Genomic DNA, 15,968 nt, shown 5'->3' on the forward strand with positions numbered 1-15,968 from the left:
GCGGACCCCGCGCCGGGCCGCCGCCCGTCCACCGGGCCAGGTCACCGCCGCGCGGCCCGGCGAGCGGCCGTGGCGGCCGGCGTGGCATCGTTCCTGGATGACCGTGGCACAGCGAGAGGAATGGCGCCGTCCGGGTCCGACGACGGAGCAGCGCCGGAACGACCTCTGGATCGGGCTGGGGATGACCGGGCTGGCGCTGGTGAGCCTCACCCTGGCCCGCAGCACCGGGGCGTTCCTGCTGGGTCCACCGCCGTCCGGGCCGGAGCAGCTGTTCTGGACCGTCGCGGTGACCCTGCCGCTGATCTGGCGGCGCCGTTGGCCGGCCGCGACCCTGCTGATCGTCGCGGTGGCGTTCATCGCCGCGCAGGCACGATCGGCCCCGGAGACCCAGTTCTCCTCCTGGGCCCTGTTCGGCGCCCTCTACACCGTCGGCGCCTGGGGGCAGAACCATCAGCTGGCCCGCCGGCTCCGGATCGGCGTGATCGCCACGATGTTCGCCTGGCTGGGGATCTACTACGCGGTGACCATCGACCACATCCCGCACGATGCCTTCGCCGACGCGGTCGGGCCGGTGCCACCGGTGCTCGCCGCGATGGTCACCGGCGTACTGGTCAATGTGCTGGTCTTCGGGTTCGCGTACTTCTTCGGCGAGACCGCCTGGGTGGCCGCGCGGCGCGAGCACGAGCTGCGTACCCAGGCCGAGGACCTGCGCCGGTCGCAGGCCGAGTCCCGGGAACGGGCGGTGCTCGGCGAACGGGTGCGGATCGCCCGGGAGTTGCACGACGTGGTCGCCCACCACGTGTCGGTGATGGGCGTGCAGGCGTCCGCCTGCCGCCGGGTGTTCGACCGCGACCCGAACAAGGCCCGCACGGCACTCACCGCCATCGAGCAGAGCGCCCGCACCGCCGTCGACGAGCTGCGTCGGATGCTCGGCGTGCTGCGGACCTCAGCCGGCGCCGACGCCGAGCCGCCGGTGGCCGGCGGCGTCGAACGCATCAGCGAGCTGGTCGAGCGGGCCCGGGCCGCGGGTCTGACGACCACCCTCGGGGTGTACGGCGACCCGGTCGCGCTGCCCGAATCGGTCTCCCAGGCGGCCTACCGGGTGACGCAGGAAGCGGTGACCAACACCCTGAAGCACGCCGGAGCGGACCTGCTGGACGTGCGGGTCCGTTACCTGGCCCGGGAGGTGGAGGTCGACGTGACCGACGACGGACGGGCCGGCGGCTGGACCAACGCCGTCGGGCTGGGCCTGATCGGAATGCGCGAGCGGGTCACCGCGCACGACGGCGACCTGGAGGCCGGGCCGCGTGCCGGCGGCGGTTGGCGGGTACGCGCGCGCTTCCCGCTGGCGGTGTCGACGGACCCGCCGGTCGGCGCGCAACGGCGAACGAGCGAGGGGCAGCAGCTGGCAGCCGGCGCGGAGCGTTCGGCGTGAGCGCCGCGCCGGTCCACGAGGCATCGGACGCCGGCCAGCCGGTCCGGGTGCTGCTCGCCGACGACCAGCACCTCGTCCGCACCGGCTTCCGGGTCATCCTTGAGGTGGAGGACGACATCGAGGTGGTCGGTGAGGCCGCCGACGGCGAACGCGCCGTCACCATGACCCGAGCCACCCGCCCCGACGTCGTACTCATGGATGTGGAGATGCCCGGGATGGACGGCCTGGAGGCCACCCGGCAGATCACTGCCGGCGGGCCCGGTGCGCCCGCGGTGCTGATCCTCACGACCTTCGACCGCGACGACTACCTGTTCGCCGCGCTACGGGCCGGGGCCAGCGGCTTCCTGCTCAAGAACGGCACGCCGGAGGAACTGATCGAGGCGATCCGGGTGCTGGCCAGGGGCGACGGTCTGCTCGCCCCGGAGATCACCCGCCGGGTGATCTCCACCTTCGCCCGCCCCGGCGACCCGGCGGGCACCGCCCACCGTGGGCCGGACGCCGACGCCGCGTTGGCCGAGCTGACCCCGCGCGAACGGGAGGTGCTGATGCTGCTCGCCGCCGGATCGAGCAACGCGGAGATCGCCGTGACCATCCACCTGGGCGAGGCGACGGTGAAGACGCACGTGAGCCGGGTACTGGCCAAACTCGGCCTGCGCGACCGGGTGCAGGCGGTGGTGTTCGCGTACGAGAACGGGGTGGTCCGACCCGGCGGGTGACCGGCGTCCGCCGCAAGGTGGACCCATCCGCTCAACCGCCGGGCGGACGGCTGACGGCCGTACTCGATCTAGCGTGGATGCGTGACCAGAACGCTTCGCATCGACGGCGTCGACCGTAGCTTCGGCGACCGGCAGGTGCTCAAGAACGTGTCCTTCGAGGTGGCCGCCGGCCGGATGACCGGCTTCGTGGGCGCCAACGGCGCCGGCAAGACCACCACCATGCGGATCATCCTGGGTGTGCTCGCCCCTGACGCCGGCAAGGTGAGCTGGGGCGGCACGACGCTGACCCGGCAGGACCGCCGGCGCTTCGGTTACATGCCGGAGGAACGGGGCCTCTACCCCAAGATGACCACCCGGGAGCAGGTGACCTACCTGGGCCGGCTGCACGGCCTGGACGCCCCCGCGGCACGGCGTGCCACCGACACGCTGCTGGAACGGGTCGGTCTCGGTGAGCGCGGCGACGACCTGCTGGAGACGCTGTCGCTGGGCAACCAGCAGCGCGCCCAGATCGCGGCGGCGCTGGTGCACGACCCCGAGGTGCTGGTGCTCGACGAGCCGTTCTCCGGCCTCGACCCGCTGGCCGTCGACACCGTCGTCACCGTGCTACGGGAACGGGCCTCGGCCGGAGCGCCGGTGCTCTTCTCCAGCCACCAGCTCGACGTCGTGGAACGGCTCTGCGACGACCTGGTGATCATCGGCGACGGGGTGATCCGAGCCGCCGGCAGCAGGCAGCAGCTGCGCGACTCGTACACCGTGCCCCGTTATGAGCTGGTGGTGGCGAACGACGCCGGCTGGGTGCGCGACCACCCCGGGGTGACCCTGGTCGAGCTGGACGGCGCACGAGTGGTCTTCGACCTGCCCGCCGGCGCCGACGAACAGCACGTCCTGCAGGCAGCCCTCGCCCGCGGCCCGGTCCGCGCCTTCCGCCCGGTCAGCCCGTCGCTCACCGAGATCTTCCGAGAGGTCACCCAGTGAACGTCACCCAGGCCACCCGGCTGGTCGCCGAACGCGAGATCCGGGTCAAGCTCCGCGACCGTACCTTTCTGTTCGGCACGCTCTTCTTCCTGCTGATCGCCGCGGCGGGCACGATCCTGCCGCCGCTGCTCTCCGGCGGGCCGGAGAGCGTCGCCGTCACCCAGGAGGCCGCCGGCCCGCTGCGCGCCGCTGGCCTCGACGTCCGCGTGGTGGCCGACGACCAGGCCGCCGAACAGGCCGTGCGCGACGGTGACGTGGACGCCGCGGTGGTCTCCGGTCCAAAGGTGCTCGCGATGGACGAGACCCCGAACGACGTGGTCATGGCGCTGAGCAGCGCGCCGCCGGTGCAGCTGCTCGACCCCGACGCGGTCGACCCGGTGGTGGCGTTCCTGGTGCCGTTCGTCTTCGCGTTCGTCTTCTTCATCACCTCGCAGACCTTCGGCCTGCAGATCGCCCAGAGCGTCACCGAGGAGAAGCAGACCCGCATCGTGGAGATCCTGGTCGCCGCCGTGCCGGTCCGAGCGCTGTTGGCCGGAAAGGTGGTGGCCGGCGGCATCCTGGCGTTCGCACAGATCGCGCTGATCGCGGTGGTGACGGTGATCGGCATGCAGATCAGCGACAGTGGCGGCCTACTCAGCCTGCTCGCCCCGGCGATCGGTTGGTTCGTACCGTTCTTCCTGCTCGGTTTCGTGCTGCTCGCCGCGATGTGGGCGGCGGCCGGAGCCCTGGTCAACCGGCAGGAGGACATCGCCGGGGTGTCGACGCCGGTGCAGTTCGCCGTCATGCTGCCGTTCTTCGCGGTGATCTTCCTGAACGACAACGCCACCGCGATGCGGGTGCTGTCCTACCTGCCGTTCTCCTCGCCCACGGCCATGCCGCTGCGGCTGTTCACCGGTGACGCGGCCCCCTGGGAGCCGATCGTCTCGCTGGCCATCCTGCTGGTCGCCGCCGGTGCGTTCCTGGTCGCCGGGGCCCGGGTGTACGAGGGGTCTCTCCTGCGCACCAACGGCCGGACCTCGCTGCGCGCCGCCTGGCGGGAGCGGGAGACGATCGGCTGAGCCGAGAGTTCGCCCGTCCGGGCGTCGGTGTCCTCATCGGACGCCGACGCCCACGGCCGTTGACCGACCGTGGCACCTGCTCTCGCACGGACCCGCGGGTCGGGCTCAGCGGGCGGGCGGTACCTCGTCCCAGCCGGCGGGCAGCGGGGGCGCCGACCAGGCCGGGTCGGGCTGCCACTGCGCCCACGCCGGGTCCCACCAGCGCTCGCCCGCGTCGAGCAGCGCCGCGATCCGGTCACCCTCGGCCTGGATGGCGTCCCCCATCCCCGGGTAGCGCCCCTCGACGAGGCGCTGGGCGAAGATCTCCACGTCCTTCCAGACGTACCGGTCGGCGTCCGCGCCCCACCACAGGTCCAGCTCGTGGTCCAGGGTGTCCACCCCGATCGGCGTACGCCGCAACGGGTCCTGGAGGTTGAAGTACCAGCCGGCGAAGTCGCGCCCCGGGCCGGTCCAGAACACGTCGATCGAGTGCGCCTCACCGGGGCGGTGCAGCATCAGCTTGCCGTGCCCCGACCAGGCGCGGTGCCCGGCGGTTTGCCACGGGTGCCGCCCGCACGGAAAGACGCCGGTCTCCGGGAAGCCGAACTCGGCCCCGGGTGGGATGTACAGGGCGAGCAGGTCGGGCGAATCCTCGACGCAGATCGTCGGGCAGCCGAACCACACCTCGCCACGCAGAACCTCGCGTCGGACGACCACGTCGCCCGCCGCAAACCGCTGTGCCCCCACCTCTGACCCTCCTCGTTCGCCGTCAAGGGAGCCCACGGGCTCGCGGGTGCCGCGTCGCTCCAACGGTCGCTTGATCAACTCCGTTTCGCCGAGAGTGCGGTAACCCGCCGCTTCGGATACCCCCACATCGGCGAAACAGAGTGGATCATCGCTCGACTTGGTCCAGGTCACGCGCGCCGCGAGCGTCCAGTTCACGCGGCCAATCTTCTTCCGCGTGATCAGGGTTCTGAACTGGCCCACCTAGCACGGGTGGATCTGGCTCGATGGGTACGAGGTGGGGCCGAACATGGACGCCGTCGCCCGGCGATCCATCTTCGTGCAGCCCGCCGGGCTGAGGGCAGTGCGACACCCCTCAGGCGTCGACTGCCGCCATCACGTCGTCGGAGATGTCGAAGTTGGCGTAGACGTTCTGCACGTCGTCGCAGTCTTCCAGGACATCGATCAGCTTGAAGATCTTGCGCGCGCCCTCTTCGTCCAGCGGGATGTTCATGCTGGGGATCAGGGAGGACTCGGCCGAGTCGTACTCGATGCCGGCGTCCTGCAGCGCGGTGCGGACCGCGATCAGGTCAGTCGGCTCGGACACCACCTCGTACGCCTCACCGAGGTCGTTGACCTCCTCGGCGCCAGCGTCGAGGACGGCCAGCATCACGTCGTCCTCGCTGGCGTCGGCCTTGGGCACGATCACCACGCCCTTGCGGGTGAACATGTACGACACCGAGCCGGCATCGGCGAGTGAGCCGCCGTTGCGAGTGAGCGCGGTGCGCACCTCGGTAGCCGCACGGTTGCGGTTGTCGGTCAGGCACTCGATGAGCATGGCCACACCGTTCGGGCCGTACCCCTCGTACATGATCGTCTGCCAGTCGGCGCCGCCGGCCTCCAGGCCGGAGCCGCGCTTGACCGCCCGGTCGATGTTGTCGTTCGGCACCGAGCTCTTCTTCGCCTTCTGGATGGCGTCGTAGAGCGTCGGGTTACCGGAGGGGTCGCCACCGCCGGTCCGCGCGGCCACCTCGACGTTCTTGACCAGCTTGGCGAACATCTTGCCGCGCTTGGCGTCGATGACGGCCTTCTTGTGCTTGGTGGTCGCCCACTTTGAGTGGCCGGACATCTGCTACCTCCGTTGCTACCCGCCGTCTGCATCGACCGCACCGCTCACGCCCCGCTCCCGCCGGCGCACGCGGAGGTGCCGGTCAGCTCTGGTGGAAGCCGTGGCGGGCAGATGGCCCTGCCGAATCTCCGCAATCCTACCGACGTCCCCGGGGTCGCTGTCATGCACCGCGCGCGGCGGCTTCACGTCCATGGTTTCCCGCGCCGTCCAGCCAACGGGTCACGCCATCAGGAGGTGGTGCGAACCAGGTCCACGAAATACGCGTGCACGCGCAGGTCACCGGTCAACTCGGGGTGGAACGAGGTGGCCAGCAGATTGCCCTGCCGGACCGCCACGATCCGGTCGGCGGCCGGGCCATCGGTCACCGTCCCGATGACCTGGACGCCGACACCGACCCGTTCGACCCAGGGTGCGCGGATGAAGACCGCGTGGAACGGGTCACCCGGCACCCCGGCGATTTCCACCGGCGCCTCGAACGAGTGGACCTGCCGGCCGAACGCGTTGCGCCGGACGGTCATGTCGATGCCGGAGAAACCTCGCTGGTCGGGTCGACCGTCGAGCACCTCGGTCGCCAGCATGATCATGCCGGCGCAGGAACCGTAGACCGGCATGCCGGTGGCGATCCGCTTGTCGATCGGCTCCCGCATCTCGAAGATGTCGGTGAGCTTGCTGATGGTGGTGGACTCGCCCCCGGGGATGACCAGACCGTCGACCGCGTCCAGCTCCGCCGGACGGCGGACCGGGCGGGCATCCGCGCCCGCCGCGGCCAGCGCCGCCACGTGCTCGCGGACGTCCCCCTGAAGCGCGAGCACACCAATCACGGGTACGGCCACGTCCCCCACCCTTCCTCTCGTTGCCGTCGCCTGGTCAGGAGGGGCTCCGCCCGTCCCGACTCACCAGCCCCGCTCGGCCAGGCGGTGCGGCTGCGGGATCTCCTCGACGTTGATGCCGACCATGGCCTCGCCGAGACCGCGGGAGACCTTGGCCAGCACGTCCGGGTCGTCGTGGAAGGTGGTGGCCTTGACGATCGCGGCGGCCCGCTGGGCCGGGTTGCCGGCCTTGAAGATGCCGGAGCCGACAAAGACGCCCTCGGCGCCGAGCTGCATCATCATCGCGGCGTCGGCCGGGGTTGCGATCCCGCCGGCGGTGAACAGCACCACCGGCAGCTTGCCGCTCTCGGCGACCTCCTTGACCAGCTCGTACGGGGCCTGCAGCTCCTTGGCCGCGACGTACAGCTCGTCGGCCGGCAGCGAGGACAACCGACCGATCTCCTGGCGGATCTTCCGCATGTGCGTGGTCGCGTTGGAGACGTCACCGGTGCCGGCTTCGCCCTTGGAGCGGATCATGGCCGCACCCTCGGTGATCCGACGCAACGCCTCGCCCAGGTTGGTCGCGCCACAGACGAAGGGCACCGTGAAGGCCCACTTGTCGATGTGGTTCGCGTAGTCGGCCGGGGTCAGCACCTCGGACTCGTCGACGTAGTCCACGCCGAGCGACTGGAGGATCCGCGCCTCCACGAAGTGACCGATGCGGGCCTTGGCCATCACCGGGATGGAGACCGCCTCGATGATTCCGTCGATCATGTCGGGGTCGCTCATCCGGGAGACGCCGCCCTGCGCGCGGATGTCGGCGGGCACCCGCTCCAGGGCCATCACCGCGACGGCGCCGGCATCCTCAGCGATCTTGGCCTGCTCGGCGTTGACCACGTCCATGATCACGCCACCCTTGAGCATCTCGGCCATACCGCGCTTCACGCGGGCGGTGCCGACGACGGGGGCTGTACCGGTGTTCGAGGCGGTGTTTTCAGGCACGGGTCATCGCTCCTTGAACGTGCTCTGGGGGTGGCAGCGAAAATGCTACGCGCGGGTCAACGCCACACCGACAGCCAATCAGACCCCCGGTGGCCTGCACTGTGGCCCCGATCACCGACTCGCCCGTGATCTTCCGGGTCAGGCGGCGGGGACGTCCGCCGGGACGGTGAGGGTCGGGTCGTCAATGTCGAAGTAGCGCGGCCACTCGTGGCCCCGTCCCATCCGCAACAACCGCACCAAGGGGCGGCTACGCGCCGAGCGGGCGTCCCGGACCAGATCGGTGTGCACCTGCCGGGACAGCGCGAGCCGGCGACTGGCGGCGATGACCGCCCCGCAGTCCGGATCACCCGGATCCAACTGGACGACACGCAGCTGCCGGGTCAGGTCGTTCTCCGCCGCCTCCCGCTCATCCGGGCTGGCGTCCAGGGCGATCCGGGCCGCCGCGTACAGCTCGACGCCGAAGCGCCGCTCAGCCAGCACGGCGGCTGCCGCGGCACGGCGCAACAGGTGGGCGTCGAGGGCCCGGGCCGCCAGCTCCGCGCGGCCCTGCAGCCGCTCGACGCGGCCGGCGGTCCAGATGAGGTACGCCGCGACGAGCCCCACGACCAGGCTCGCGGCCACCACCCACCACATGTGCGGCATCGTCGTGCTGCTCCGTTCCGCCTCCGATTGGGCGCGGCCACGCCGGTCACCCGGTCACTGCCGCATCATCCGTCACACCGGCTCAGCTCAGCCCAGCCCCGCCCATTCCTGGTCGATGACCCGCCCGTCGGTTGCCTCGATTGCCGCTGCGTATACCTCCAGGACACGGCGAGCAACCACCGGCCAGTCGAAATTCGCCACCACCTGATCACCGCAGGCGCTCAGAGTGGCCCGCCCGACCGGATCGTCCAGCAGCTCGGTCACCGCGTCACGCAGCCCCACCGGGTCGCCGGTGGGGAAGAGCCGACCGGCGCGCCCACCGTCGAGCACCCGCCGGAACGCGTCCAGATCGCTGGCGACCACGGTCGTACCCGCGGCCAACGCCTCGGTGAGGATCATGCCGAACGACTCACCGCCGGTGTTCGGTGCCACATAGAGGTGCACACTACGCAGCATCCGTGCCTTGTCCTGTTCGGTGACCAGGCCGAGGAACGTGACCCGCTCGTGCAGCTCGGCCGGGAACTGGTCGTACAGGTCGTCGGGGTCACCCGGGCCGGCGACCAGCAACCGCAGCCCGGGCCGGGTGGCGGCCAACGCCACGAACGCGTCGCGCAGCACCGGGAAGCCCTTACGCGCCTCGGTGAACCGACCCAGGAAGCCCAGCGTGCCGCCGGTGCCCGGGGCGCACTCCCCCGGCCAGCCCGGCAACGGCTCGGCGTCGGCGAACTTGGCCACCGCCACCCCGTTGGGGACCTCCACCGCGCCGCCGTCCATGTGCTCGACCTGCACCTTGCGGGCCAGCGCGCTGACAGCGATCCGGGCGGTGATCCGCTCCAGCACGATCTGGAGCACGCCCTGGGCGGCAGCGAGCACCCGCGAACGGGTCATCGCGGTGTGGAACGTGGCCACCACCGGGCCGCGGGCGGAGAGCACGGCCAGCAGCGACAGGCTCAGCGTGAGCGGCTCGTGCACGTGCAGCACGTCGAAGTCGCCGTTGGTGATCCAACGCCGGACCCGCGCGGTCGAGACCGGACCGAACGCGATCCGGGCCACCGAGCCGTTGTACGGCAGCGGCACGGCACGGCCGGCGGACACCACGTAGTCCGGCAACGGCGAATCCTCGTCGGCCGGGGCGAGCACGCTGACCTCGTGGCCGAGCGGAATCAGCGCCTCGGCGAGGTCCATGACGTGGTTCTGCACCCCGCCGGGGACGTCGAAGGAGTACGGGCACACGATGCCGATCCGCATGCGTCAGCGCCCCCCGTCCGTGATGGTGGGCCACCACGCTGCGCTGCCCCTGTGCGCGACTGCGGGGCTCCGCTGCGCTGCACTCCTCACGCTTACCGCACCACACTCGTGCGCGACTGCGGGGCTCCGCTGCGCTGCACTCCTCGCGCTTACCGTGCCCACCCCCTCAGGCCTGACCGGAGGCCGGCGCGGGCAGCGCGGTGCCGTCCCCCGCCCCTCGCTGGTCCAGCCACATCCGCTGCAACATGTGCCAGTCTTCCGGATGCCGGGCGATACCCGCCGCCAGACGGTCGGCGATCAGCTGGGTCAGCGACCGGACCCGCTGGTCCAGGGGCCCCACCTCGGGCCCCGGCACCGGCAGCGGGCCGGCGAGCGACGCGCACGCCATGTCCGACTCGAACCACAGCGAGGCCACGTAGAGCGGCGCGCCGGTGTGCAGCGCGAGCAGCGCCGGCCCGGCCGGCATCCGGGTCTTCCCGCCGAAGAAGTCCACCTCCACCCCACGGGCGGAGAGGTCCCGGTCGGCCAGCAGCGGCACCACCGCGCCGGCACGTACGCGGTCCAGCAGCACCTCGAACGCCGGACGCGGGCCGCCGTGGGTCGGCAGGATCTCCATCCCCAGGCCCTCCCGGAAGGCTACGAAACGCTCGTACACGCCCTCCGGCTTGAGCCGCTCCGCGACCGTGGTGATCGGCCAACCGGTGGCCGCCACCCAGGCACCCGCGGCGTCCCAGTTACCGGCGTGGGGCAGCGCCACCACCGCGCCCCGACCACTGGCCACGTCGGCGGCGAGCAGCTCCGCGCCTTCGAGCCGGAAGCCGGACAGGATCTGCGCCCGGCTCAACGCGGGCAGCCGGAACGCCTCCATCCAGTACCGGGCGTACGAGCGGAGCCCGCGCTTGACGAGCGCGTCCAGCTCGGCCTCGGGCAGCTCCGGGCCGACCACCCGGCGCAGGTTCGCGCGCAGTCGGGCCGTACCCCCGCCGGGGCGGCGGTGGGCGCGGTCCGCGCCCACCTGAAACGCCGCCGCCACCAGCGGCCGGGGTAGTGCGCGGACCACCCGCCAGCCGGCGACGTAGCCAAGCTCGGTGAGGTTCACGCGGCCCGGCCGCCGGTCGTCCGGCCCCGGTTCACCGATGCGCCCCTCACGCCTGGCCGCCCGGCTGGCGCTGCTGGGCCTGGCGGTAGACGTGCGTCATCCGCTGCCCCACCGTGAAGATCGACACCGCGGCGAGCAGCCAGAGCGCGATCTCCAGCGCCGGCCTCACACCGACGCCGGTGAGGATCCCGCCGACCCCGACGATCAGCAGCCGCTCGGTGCGTTCGGCGATGCCCACGTTGCAGGTCATGCCGAGCCCCTCGGCGCGGGCCTTGACGTAGGAGACCAGCCCGCCGGCGGCCAGGCAGATCAACGCGGCAGCCACCCCCGAGTGGTTGCCCTGCGTGGCCAGCCAGTACGCGACAGCACCGAAGACGGCGCTGTCGGCGACCCGGTCCATGCTTGAGTCGAGGAACGCGCCGAACTTGGTGGAGCCTCCGCTCATCCGGGCCATCGTCCCGTCGAGCAGGTCGGTGAGCGCGAACAGGGTGACGATCAACGCGCCCGCGACCAGGTGACCGCGGGCACCGAAGCCGAGCGCGCCGACGAGCACACCAACGGTGCCCGCAACGGTGACGGCATTGGGGGTGACGCCCGCGCGCAGAAGGGCGCGGGCAATCGGCTCGACGACGCGGGTCATCCCCGCGCGGGCCGATACTTGGAAGATCTTTGCCATGGCGGTCCCCACGATAACGGTCCGCCCAGCTCCGGCGATACGGACGGTCCCGCCGACCCGCCGGGGGAAGCTTGTGCCTACCCGACAACGGGTGTGAGATCGAGCCGGGAGGTGAGCCAGCTCACCCGTCCACCCGTCCCGTTTCCGCTGTGCAGCAGACCACCGGAGGATATCGCCGCGCACTCGCCCCGGGCCGCTTCCCGTCGCGCGGCGGTCGCCACCCACCACCGGCTGAGGGAGGTGCGCCCCATGGCGCAGAAAAGTCAGGACAAGGGTTCCACCGGCGGCACGCCGGTGGTGACCGAGCCCGAGCGGGTTCGCAACGTGGTGCTCGTCGGGCACTCCGGAGCGGGCAAGACGACCCTGATCGAGGCCCTGCTCGCGGCGACCGGCACGATCGGCCGGGCCGGCACCGTGGTCGACGGCACCACGGTCGGTGACCACGACCCTGCGGCGGTACGTCAACAGCGCTCGGTCAGCCTGTCCTGCGCACCGCTGCTGCACAACGGCATCAAGGTCAACCTGCTGGACACCCCCGGGTACGGCGACTTCGTCGGTGAGCTGCGCGCCGGGCTGCGAGCCGCCGACGCCGCGCTCTTCGTCGTCTCCGCGGCGGGCGGCATGGACGCGGCCACCGTCGCGCTGTGGGAGGAGTGCGCGGCGGTCGACATGCCCCGCGCGGTCGCGGTGGCTCGACTGGACCAGCCCCGCGCCGACATCGACGAGACGGTGGCGCTCTGCCAGCGTCTCTTCGGCGACAACGTGATGCCCCTCTACCTGCCGATGCTCGGCGACGACGGTGTGTCCACCGACGGCCTGCTCGGCCTGATCACCCGCCGGGTCTTCGACTACACCGCCGGGCTGCCCGCCGACGTACGCGACCCGGACCCGGAGCACCAGCCGGCCATCGACGAGTCCCGCAACGAGCTGATCGAGGGGATCATCGCCGAGAGCGAGGACGAGACCCTCATGGACCGCTACCTCGACGGCGAGGAGATCAGCACCGAGGTGCTCATCGACGACCTGGAGAAGGCCGTCGCCCGAGGCCACTTCTACCCGGTGGTGCCGGTCTGCGCCCACACCGGTGTAGGGCTGGACGTCCTGCTGGAGGTGCTGACCGCCGCGTTCCCGTCGCCGCTGGAGCACGAGTTGCCGGCGGTGACCGGCCTGGACGGCTCGCCTCGTCCGCCGTTGACCTGCGACCCGGCCGGGCCGCTCGTCGCCGAGGTCGTCAAGACCACCGTCGACCGCCACGTCGGTCGGGTCTCGCTGGTCCGGGTCTTCTCCGGCACGCTGCGCCCCGACCAGACCGTGCACGTCTCCGGGCACGGCATGGTCGAACGCGGGCACCCCGACCACGACGCCGACGAGCGGGTCGGGCACATCTACACACCGCTGGGCGCCACCCTGCGTGAGACGTCACTCTGCGTGGCCGGCGACATCTGCGCGATCACCAAGTCGGGCAGCGCCGAGACCGGCGACACCATCTCCGCCAAGGACGACCCGCTGCTGATCGCCCCCTGGGAGATGCCGGAGCCGCTACTGCCGGTGGCGATCGTCGCCCGCAGCCGCGCCGACGAGGACGCCCTGGCCCGCAACCTCGCCCGTCTGGTCGCCGGCGACCCCACGCTGCGGCTGGAGCGCAACCCCGAGACCCACCAGCTGGTGCTCTGGTGCATGGGCGAGGCACACGCGGACGTGGTGCTCGACCGGCTGCGCGCCGGCGGCGTCGAGCTGGACACCGAGCCGGTCAAGGTGTCGCTGCGCGAGACGCTGACCGTGCCCGCGAAGGGGCACGGCCGGCACGTCAAGCAGTCCGGCGGGCATGGCCAGTACGCGGTCTGCGACGTCGAGGTCGAGCCCCTACCCCGCGGCAGCGGCTTCGAGTTCGTCGACCGGGTCGTCGGCGGCGCGGTTCCGCACAACTACATCCCGTCCGTGGAGAAGGGCGTCCGCGCGCAGCTTGAGCGCGGCCTGGTCGCCGGCCACCCGGTGGTGGACCTGCGGGTGACCCTGGTCGACGGAAAGTCGCACAGCGTCGACTCCTCCGACGCGGCCTTCCAGACCGCCGGCGCGCTGGCCCTGCGCGACGCCGCCGACCGTGGTCAGCCGGCGCTGCTGGAGCCGATCGACGAGGTCACCATCCGGGTGCCGGACGGCTCGGTGGGCACGGTGATGGGCGACCTTTCCGGCCGACGCGGTCGAGTGCTCGGCACCGAACCGGACCCGGACGCCGAGGGCCGCACCCTCGTCCGCGCCGAGGTTCCGGCCGCCGAGTTGCTCCGCTACGCCGTCGAGCTGCGTTCGATGACGGCCGGCACCGGCACCTTCCGCCGCCACTTCGTCCGCCACGATCCCATGCCCACCCACCTGGCCGACCAGGCCCGCAAAGAACACACCCCCTAACCCCGCGCCCTGCGCATCCCGCTCCCCGCTCCCCGCTCCCCGCGATCTTGCACCTTCTGCCCCGAGCCCCGCGATCTTGCGCTTTCCGTCGCCGAGATGCCTTGATTGCGGCTTTAATCCCGGCAGAAAGCGCAAGATCGGGGGCTCGGGCCGCCACCCTGGTCGATCATGGACTCGTGGTGGGCGATACACGGGGTTGGCCCGATTTGCGGGGCACCACAACTCCTTGATCGGCGCGGGCACGGGCGCGGGCGCGGGATGCGGTGCGCGGGATGCGCCGGTGCCTGGGGGTGCCGTGCGGGGCGCGGAAGGGCGGGGTGCGGTTGGCGGGAGAGGGCTGGTTAGGGGTGGGTTGTGGGGTGGGTGGGGCGCGGCCAGTGGGGGCGGTCGGCGTCGCGCAGGGCGGCGGTACGTAGGGCGGCCAACTGGCGCTCCACCTCGGCGAACTGGTCCGCCGGCAGTGGACCCCGGTGCAGCGCGGCGGCGTTCTCCTCGACCTGGGCGACCGTACGGCAGCCCGGGATCGGGATGGTGCGACCGCTGCGCGCCCAGATCCAGCCCAGCGCGCCCTGGGCGAGGGTGCGCCCGTCGGCGGTGAGCGCGGCGCGGACCGCGTTGACCCGGCGCAGCCACTCCGGTGCCGGTCGGCCACCACGGAACCACTCCAACCAGCCCGGGGCCAACCCGCGTACGTCGTCGCGGGGCAGTGTCGACCCGGCCGAGTACTTGCCGGTGAGCAGCCCCATCCCCAACGGGCCCCGGTTGACGCTTGCCAGGTCGTACTTCTCGCAGACGGCGAGCAGCTCGGGGGCGTCCCGCAGGACCGACAGGGTGTGCTGCACGGCGGTGGCACCGGCGGCGCCGTGCCCGAACGCGGTGGCCCGGTCGGTGCGGTCGGTGCTCCACCCGTACGCCCGGATCAGGCCCTCGGCGACCAGGTCCTCGCAGGTGCCGATCAGGGCCTCCGCCCGCGGCACCGGCAGGTCGGCCAGGTGCAGCTGGTAGAGGTCGATCCGGTCGGTGCCCAGTCGGCGCAGCGAGGCGGTCACGGCCCGCCGCAGATATGGGGGCGACGCGTCCTCCCCAGTGGCCTGTCGGCTCGCCTCGTCGAAGGTGTAACCCCACTTGGTGGCGATCACGGCGTCGTCCCGGCGGCCGGCGAGGGCCCGACCGAGCACCCGCTCACCGTGCCCGGCACCGTACGTGTCGGCGGTGTCGAAGAGGGTGATGCCCAGGTCGAGCGCTCGGCGTACCGCCCGCAACGACTCGTCGTCGTCGACCGCGCCCCAGCCCAACGGCTGGGTGCCCTCCGCCCAGGGCCCTCCGATCGCCCAGCACCCCATGCCGAGGGCGCTGACCGTGATGCCACTGCGCCCCAACGTCCGTGTCGTGACTGCCATCGGCCGATCGTGCCACCTCCGCCGGGTCGGGACGAAGCAGATCCCGGGAGCGAATCGTGGATGCGTGTCGACTGGCCGGTGCGGCATGATCGGCCGCATGCGGAGTCTGGGCGTGGACATCGGCGGCGTGATCATCGAGCCGGCCGACGAAGACGCCGACACGTCCTTTTTCGGCGCGCACTACCTCCGTACACCCATGGTTGATGGTGCGTTCGACGCGCTCGCCGCGCTCGGCCCGGCGTTCGACGAGGTGCACCTGGTGTCCAAGTGCGGAGAGGGCACCGAGCGGCGCACCCGGGAGTGGCTGGCCCACCACGACTTCCCGACCCGCACCGGCATCCCCGTCGAGCGGGTGCACTTCTGCCGCACCCGACCGGACAAGGCCCCGATCGCCCGGCGGCTCGGGCTGACCCACTTCGTGGACGACAAGCTGGAGGTGCTCGGCTACCTCGACTCGGTGCCGTACCGCTTCCTGTTCCGGCCCCGCCCGGCGCAGGTGGCCCCATACGCGGCGCTGCTGCCCCGCGTACACCGGGTGGAGAGCTGGCCGGAGCTGACCCCGTTGCTGCGCGCCGACTAAGGCGTGTTTCATAAGCCGGTCAGAGCCACTCGGTGATGATGGTGAGGGTCAGGACGGCTTGGAAGCGGACTGCGAGTTTGTCGTAGCGGGT

The 15,968-nt window shown here is 71.8% G+C and carries 15 protein-coding genes; 6 read left to right on the forward strand and 9 right to left on the reverse strand.

What is annotated here, in order from left to right; genetic code table 11:
- The first annotated feature begins 97 nt into the window (after window positions 1-97).
- From ABZS37_RS30975 to ABZS37_RS30990, 4 genes are all read left to right on the forward strand, one after another.
- Window positions 98-1,435, forward strand: coding sequence for a sensor histidine kinase (locus ABZS37_RS30975; RefSeq protein WP_355174844.1), 1,338 nt, complete (start codon window positions 98-100; stop codon window positions 1,433-1,435).
- Window positions 1,432-2,151 (forward strand): response regulator transcription factor, encoded by a 720-nt coding sequence (locus ABZS37_RS30980; RefSeq protein ID WP_355174846.1) that lies wholly within the window; start codon window positions 1,432-1,434, stop codon window positions 2,149-2,151. The genes ABZS37_RS30975 and ABZS37_RS30980 overlap by 4 nt, the downstream gene beginning before the upstream one ends.
- A gap of 81 nt (window positions 2,152-2,232) precedes the next feature.
- On the forward strand, window positions 2,233-3,126 hold the full coding sequence (locus ABZS37_RS30985; protein ID WP_355174848.1) for an ATP-binding cassette domain-containing protein: 894 nt from the start codon (window positions 2,233-2,235) through the stop codon (window positions 3,124-3,126).
- Window positions 3,123-4,184 carry an ABC transporter permease gene (locus tag ABZS37_RS30990; RefSeq protein WP_355174850.1) on the forward strand — a complete coding sequence of 354 codons (1,062 nt, stop codon included), beginning with the start codon at window positions 3,123-3,125 and terminating at the stop codon, window positions 4,182-4,184. The genes ABZS37_RS30985 and ABZS37_RS30990 overlap by 4 nt, the downstream gene beginning before the upstream one ends.
- A 105-nt stretch (window positions 4,185-4,289) precedes the next feature.
- Here ABZS37_RS30990 and ABZS37_RS30995 read toward each other — a convergent pair whose 3' ends face one another.
- The 8 genes from ABZS37_RS30995 to pgsA form a co-directional block, all read right to left on the reverse strand.
- Window positions 4,290-4,910: a DUF402 domain-containing protein gene (locus ABZS37_RS30995; protein ID WP_355174852.1), complete on the reverse strand. Its 621-nt coding sequence runs from the start codon at window positions 4,908-4,910 to the stop codon at window positions 4,290-4,292.
- Window positions 4,911-5,262: 352 nt separating this feature from the next.
- Window positions 5,263-6,015 (reverse strand): YebC/PmpR family DNA-binding transcriptional regulator, encoded by a 753-nt coding sequence (locus ABZS37_RS31000; protein WP_355174854.1) that lies wholly within the window; start codon window positions 6,013-6,015, stop codon window positions 5,263-5,265.
- A gap of 227 nt (window positions 6,016-6,242) precedes the next feature.
- Complete coding sequence (pdxT, locus tag ABZS37_RS31005; protein ID WP_355174856.1) at window positions 6,243-6,848, reverse strand: pyridoxal 5'-phosphate synthase glutaminase subunit PdxT; 606 nt, start codon at window positions 6,846-6,848, stop codon at window positions 6,243-6,245.
- A gap of 60 nt (window positions 6,849-6,908) precedes the next feature.
- The gene (gene pdxS / locus ABZS37_RS31010; RefSeq protein ID WP_355174858.1) at window positions 6,909-7,826 is read right to left on the reverse strand and encodes a pyridoxal 5'-phosphate synthase lyase subunit PdxS; all 918 of its coding nucleotides are present in this window, start codon (window positions 7,824-7,826) and stop codon (window positions 6,909-6,911) included.
- Window positions 7,827-7,964: 138 nt separating this feature from the next.
- Window positions 7,965-8,468 (reverse strand): hypothetical protein, encoded by a 504-nt coding sequence (locus tag ABZS37_RS31015; protein WP_355174860.1) that lies wholly within the window; start codon window positions 8,466-8,468, stop codon window positions 7,965-7,967.
- Window positions 8,469-8,555: 87 nt separating this feature from the next.
- A complete protein-coding gene (locus tag ABZS37_RS31020) occupies window positions 8,556-9,716 on the reverse strand; it encodes a glycosyltransferase family 4 protein (protein ID WP_355174862.1) in 1,161 nt (386 codons plus the stop codon).
- Window positions 9,717-9,882: 166 nt separating this feature from the next.
- Window positions 9,883-10,815, reverse strand: a complete 933-nt coding sequence (locus ABZS37_RS31025) for a phosphatidylinositol mannoside acyltransferase (RefSeq protein WP_355174864.1) — start codon at window positions 10,813-10,815, stop codon at window positions 9,883-9,885.
- Window positions 10,816-10,861: 46 nt separating this feature from the next.
- Complete coding sequence (pgsA, locus tag ABZS37_RS31030) at window positions 10,862-11,491, reverse strand: phosphatidylinositol phosphate synthase (RefSeq protein ID WP_355174866.1); 630 nt, start codon at window positions 11,489-11,491, stop codon at window positions 10,862-10,864.
- 249 nt (window positions 11,492-11,740) lie between these two features.
- Between pgsA and ABZS37_RS31035 the strand changes: the two genes are divergently transcribed.
- Complete coding sequence (locus ABZS37_RS31035; protein ID WP_355174868.1) at window positions 11,741-13,897, forward strand: elongation factor G-like protein EF-G2; 2,157 nt, start codon at window positions 11,741-11,743, stop codon at window positions 13,895-13,897.
- Window positions 13,898-14,238: 341 nt separating this feature from the next.
- Here the strand turns inward: ABZS37_RS31035 and ABZS37_RS31040 are convergent, their stop codons facing one another.
- Window positions 14,239-15,297, reverse strand: coding sequence for an aldo/keto reductase (locus ABZS37_RS31040; RefSeq protein ID WP_355174869.1), 1,059 nt, complete (start codon window positions 15,295-15,297; stop codon window positions 14,239-14,241).
- 97 nt (window positions 15,298-15,394) lie between these two features.
- Between ABZS37_RS31040 and ABZS37_RS31045 the strand changes: the two genes are divergently transcribed.
- A complete protein-coding gene (locus ABZS37_RS31045; RefSeq protein ID WP_355174871.1) occupies window positions 15,395-15,877 on the forward strand; it encodes a hypothetical protein in 483 nt (160 codons plus the stop codon).
- Window positions 15,878-15,968: the final 91 nt, after the last annotated feature.

It is taken from the genome of Micromonospora sp. NPDC005413 (genome assembly GCF_040606435.1).
Lineage (GTDB): Bacteria > Actinomycetota > Actinomycetes > Mycobacteriales > Micromonosporaceae > Micromonospora.

Excerpts from the sequence above, each read along its gene's own strand:
- ABZS37_RS30975 (WP_355174844.1), top strand. The coding sequence starts at position 98 with ATGACCGTGGCACAGCGAGAGGAATGGCGCCGTCCGGGTCCGACGACG.
- ABZS37_RS31000 (WP_355174854.1), bottom strand. The coding sequence starts at position 6,015 with ATGTCCGGCCACTCAAAGTGGGCGACCACCAAGCACAAGAAGGCCGTC.
- ABZS37_RS31015 (WP_355174860.1), bottom strand. The coding sequence starts at position 8,468 with ATGCCGCACATGTGGTGGGTGGTGGCCGCGAGCCTGGTCGTGGGGCTC.
- ABZS37_RS31020 (WP_355174862.1), bottom strand. The coding sequence starts at position 9,716 with ATGCGGATCGGCATCGTGTGCCCGTACTCCTTCGACGTCCCCGGCGGG.
- pgsA (WP_355174866.1), bottom strand. The coding sequence starts at position 11,491 with ATGGCAAAGATCTTCCAAGTATCGGCCCGCGCGGGGATGACCCGCGTC.
- ABZS37_RS31035 (WP_355174868.1), top strand. The coding sequence starts at position 11,741 with ATGGCGCAGAAAAGTCAGGACAAGGGTTCCACCGGCGGCACGCCGGTG.
- ABZS37_RS31040 (WP_355174869.1), bottom strand. The coding sequence starts at position 15,297 with ATGGCAGTCACGACACGGACGTTGGGGCGCAGTGGCATCACGGTCAGC.
- ABZS37_RS31045 (WP_355174871.1), top strand. The coding sequence starts at position 15,395 with ATGCGGAGTCTGGGCGTGGACATCGGCGGCGTGATCATCGAGCCGGCC.